The organism is Bifidobacterium callitrichidarum (genome assembly GCF_003129905.1).
In the GTDB taxonomy this organism is placed as follows: domain Bacteria; phylum Actinomycetota; class Actinomycetes; order Actinomycetales; family Bifidobacteriaceae; genus Bifidobacterium; species Bifidobacterium callitrichidarum.
On sequence record NZ_QFFM01000058.1, the window covers coordinates 1 to 1,079 of the forward strand.

The window sequence follows — 1,079 nt, forward strand, 5'->3', positions numbered from 1 at the left end:
CGGAACAGCGTCGGGGCGTTGACCGGGGTGGCCTCCTTGCAGCGCATGATGCGGAACTGCAGGGCCTGGTGGGCCACTTCCATGCGCTCGTTGAACAGCTTCCAGAAGCGGGCCTTGTCGCCGTGGGACTCGATGGCGATGCGCGGCACGTTCACGGTCACCACGCCGAGGTTCATGCGGCCGTCTTCCTCATCCTTGCCGGTGTCTGGATTCTCCCAGCCTTGGAGGAAGGAACGGCAGTTGTGGGAGACGATGCCGCTGCAGTCGAAGTGGTCGGATTCGGTGGTCACATCATATGATGGTTCATCCAATTCAACCGGGACGACCGATTTGATGACCGTGGTACCTTGCTCTCCGCCTGACAGGGGGATCTCATAACCGGGTTTAAGCAGGAACGCTGCGACACGTGTCCTTCCCTTGTTGCCTGGATAGTTCTCAATGGGGAACGGGTGATCCGGAGTGCAGTCGATGGTCTGGCCGTCCTCGAAAGTGACGCGCAACCAACGGCGGCTGGCGTTCTTGATGATGCGGCGCACCTTCACGAACTCGGGTTTGCCTGAATAGCTGTCCTTGATAAGGATCGGTTTGTCATCCAATTCGACCACGAAATCGTCGGGATTGCCGGTCTGCTGTCGTTCCACACCGTACCGTTGCACCATGTGACTCCACATGGCCTTGAACGACTCGTTGTACTGCCGGTCGCCGTCACTCCATGTCACGGTCTCGTTCCCATCGACACATCCCATTGGGGCTTTGAAGGAGCCGGTGATCTTGACGATGTTCTCGTAGAACACCACGTCCGGGTACATGCGCTTGGTGGCGGACTCGAGGGCGAGCTGCTTGAGGTCGTAGTTCGGGTCGCCCGGGTCGGCGTTCACGCCGTGCTTGACGGTGAACACGAGCTTCGGGAAGATGGCGGTGTGGTGCTCCTTGCCCAGGCCGCGAATGCGGTTCAGGAGGATGGCACGCTGGATCTCGCGGGAGAACCAGTCGGTGCCCAGGCCGAAGCCGACGGTCACGAACGGGGTCTGGCCGTTGGAGACGCGGTTGGAGTTGATCTGGTACTCCATGGTCTGCAT

Annotated in this window: 1 protein-coding gene; it reads right to left on the reverse strand. The window is 60.1% G+C overall.

Going from position 1 to position 1,079, the window contains the following annotated elements; genetic code table 11:
• Window positions 1–1,079 (reverse strand): anaerobic ribonucleoside-triphosphate reductase (locus DF196_RS13090; RefSeq protein WP_277745754.1); only part of this gene is annotated, 1,079 nt, incomplete at both ends.